The sequence below is a fragment of the Flavihumibacter sp. CACIAM 22H1 genome, assembly GCF_001601815.1.
Lineage (GTDB): Bacteria > Bacteroidota > Bacteroidia > Chitinophagales > Chitinophagaceae > Flavihumibacter.
The window spans coordinates 1-3107 of record NZ_LUKG01000132.1 but is presented as its reverse complement, the minus strand read 5'-3'; the positions used below and the strand labels follow the sequence as shown (position 1 = coordinate 3107).

Genomic DNA, 3107 nt, shown 5'->3' with positions numbered 1-3107 from the left:
CAGGATCGGCGGTTATTGCAGGAGATTTTGCGATCCAATGCCACAGGGGCCTATCTTTGCCGACGCAACCGGTGCAGGGAACTTGTCCGGTTGGGCTAAAATAAACCAAACCAAACATGAAATTAGAACAATTGGAAGCAACCGTTGCGCAGGTGCGCCGGGATATCGTGCGTATGGTGCACGGTTGCCAATCAGGACACCCGGGCGGGTCCCTGGGTTGTGCCGACCTGGTAACGGCCCTGTATTTTCACGTAATGAAAATCGATGAAAGCCGCGGTGCGGACGGATTCCTGAATTTTTCCCGAGAAGGTAGGGGAGAGGATTTGTTTTTTCTCTCAAACGGTCATATATCACCGTTGTTTTATTCGGTGCTGGCTCGAAAGGGATATTTTGATACAAAAGAGATGGCAAGTTTCAGGAAGATCAATTCCCGTTTACAAGGGCATCCTGCCACGCACGAACACCTTCCAGGTATCCGCATTGCATCCGGTTCGCTCGGGCAGGGTTTGTCTGTTGCAGCAGGTGCCGCGTATGCAAAAAAACTCCGCGGTGAAGATACTACCGTTTATGTACTTATGGGGGATGGAGAGCAACAGGAAGGGCAAATCTGGGAAGCGGCGCAGTTTGCACCGCATTATAAACTGGATAACCTGATCGCTATTGTAGACTGGAACAAACAACAGATTGATGGTCCAACGGACAAGGTAATGGACAACCGCGATATCAAAGCAAAATATGAAGCTTTTGGATGGGCAACTGTTGACCTGGTGGATGGAAATAATATGCAGCTGGTTGTAGATGCACTGGCGACAGCTAAAGCGTTGAAAGGAAAGGGGCAGCCCATTGTGATTTTGATGAAATCGGAAATGGGATTTGGGGTGGATTTTATGATGCATACCCATAAGTGGCACGGTACGGCGCCAAATGATGAACAATTGGCGGCGGCACTGGCACAGTTACCTGAAACCCTTGGCGATTATTAATCCATTAACCATCAATCATGAAAAAATATAGTTTTTCGGAAAAAAAAGATACTAGATCCGGATTCGGTGCCGGAATGGCGGAACTGGGAAAAACGCATCCCAATGTTATGGCACTTTGCGCTGACCTGGTGGCATCCCTGAAACTGGATGCATTTATAAAAGAGAACCCCGAACGCTTTGTACAGTGTGGAATTGCGGAAGCCAATATGGTGGGAGTAGCCGCAGGGTTAGCTATTGCCGGTTATGTGCCATATGCCACAACATTTGCAAATTTTGGTTCGGGCAGGGTCTATGATCAGATCCGGCAGAGTGTGGCCTATTCCGGTGCTAATGTAAAAATTGCGGTATCACATGCCGGATTAACGCTTGGCGAGGACGGGGCTACCCACCAAATACTGGAAGACCTGGCAATGATGCGGGCTATGCCGGAAATGACCGTGATTAATCCTTGTGATTACAATCAAACCAAGGCGGCAACCATCGCATTAGCAGATCATGTTGGACCGGCATACCTGCGTTTTGGACGTCCTGTTGTACCGGTATTTACAGATCCAAACCAGGAGTTTGTGATTGGAAAGGCATGGATGGTCAATGAAGGAAAAGATGTGAGTATTTTTGCAACAGGTCACCTTGTTTGGGAGGCAATTTTAGCGGGTGAATTACTCGAGAAAGAAGGAATTGATGCCGAGATCATTAATATTCATACCATTAAACCACTGGATGAGGCAGCTATTCTTGCTTCTGTAGCAAAAACCGGTTGTGCGGTTACGGCCGAAGAGCATCAATTGAATGGTGGGCTTGGAGATGCTGTTTGCCAGCTATTAAGTCGCCATAAACCCAGTCCGGTTGAAATGGTGGGAGTTGATAATTCTTTTGGCGAAAGCGGTACTCCAGCACAGTTAATGGAAAAATATGGCCTAAATGCTGCTGCAATTGTTGAGAAGGTAAAAAAAGTGATAACAAGGAAATAGTTGTAGTTACCGGTCGGAATTTTTTTCGACCGGTAAATTACCTCCTTATAATTACTAAATTTGCTAAATGGACCAGCGCAATACGTTAGCCTCCAAGGACAGCTTTTATAGTTTGGTGGTAGAGCTGCATCAAACCCGGCAAAAAGCCGCTTTATTATATGAAGATAATGGAGTAACAAGGGCCAGCGGTATTATCAGTTCGGTATACACTAAAGACGGTCGTCATTATATGCAGCTCGATAATCAACTGGATATTCCCATCGACCAGGTACATGCCATTAATGGACTATTCAGCGCTGATTATTCTGAATGCTAATTTCTTTCCGCTCATTCCATGGACAACCAATACCGTAAAAACATTTATCCAGGTTTAGAGGTTGCCGTCATCCTCAAGAAAGACCAGCGTTCCGGCCGCCTAACCTATGGTGTTGTGAAAGATATTCTTACTTCCGCCGCCTTTCATTCCCGCGGTATAAAAGTACGCCTTGAAGATGGGCAGGTTGGCCGCGTTGCCGAAACAGAGGTAGTGGATCCCGAGGGTGAATGATTTTGCAGTTCCCCGGCAAATAATTGATCTGTTGTAGTTAAGAATAATTCTTGTATACACTTGCATTTTTGGTGAGGAATCTATATATTATGATTCCTTACCTTAGTTGCTTTTGTGTAACTCAGGTGGCGAAGCGTTGTTTGCAAATTGGCAGCAGAACTAGGTGGTTTTTGCGTAGGAAAGATGGCTGCTATTCACTCTTTTCCTAAATTAGTTGTTAGTATGATCAGGCATAAACTCTTTTTAATTTTTGCTTTTTTTGCAAGTAGCTGCTTTAATGAAAGCCTGGACGAAAAGGGCTTGCCCGTAAATACCACCGCTTCAGCAACTGAGGTGGAAGAGGAAAATTTTGAAGGTTTAAGGAAGGACTCTTCCATGATCGGAACCAGACCGAGTAATGTGCTGTTGACCGGCATTCCTAATGTAAGACTTACTACGGTATATAAAATAAATACCAATAAAAGAGATGGAACCACCTTTATCGGGCAGAATTATTTTCTGTTTTACGATAAAGATTGGGAAGCGGGCAACAACTGGAACGGGAACCTGATTCCAGGGTTGGAAGGAGTATACGGATATAACCTGGTAAATATTTCACATTACGAT

5 protein-coding genes are annotated in these 3107 nt (G+C 45.2%); all 5 read left to right on the top strand.

The features are described from left to right. The first annotated feature begins 116 nt into the window (after nt 1–116). A complete protein-coding gene (locus tag A1D16_RS20915; RefSeq protein ID WP_290713382.1) occupies nt 117–983 on the top strand; it encodes a transketolase in 867 nt (288 codons plus the stop codon). A 17-nt stretch (nt 984–1000) separates the two neighbouring features. Continuing rightward, on the top strand, nt 1001–1954 hold the full coding sequence (locus A1D16_RS20910) for a transketolase C-terminal domain-containing protein (RefSeq protein WP_290713379.1): 954 nt from the start codon (nt 1001–1003) through the stop codon (nt 1952–1954). A 67-nt stretch (nt 1955–2021) separates the two neighbouring features. Beyond that, complete coding sequence (locus A1D16_RS20905) at nt 2022–2270, top strand: hypothetical protein (protein WP_290713376.1); 249 nt, start codon at nt 2022–2024, stop codon at nt 2268–2270. Nucleotides 2271–2288: 18 nt separating this feature from the next. Further along, entirely contained in the window at nt 2289–2501 is a 213-nt protein-coding gene (locus A1D16_RS20900) for a YwbE family protein (protein ID WP_290713373.1), read from the top strand. A gap of 222 nt (nt 2502–2723) precedes the next feature. Beyond that, nucleotides 2724–3107: hypothetical protein (locus A1D16_RS20895; protein WP_290713370.1), on the top strand; the 384-nt coding region annotated here is incomplete at its 3' end.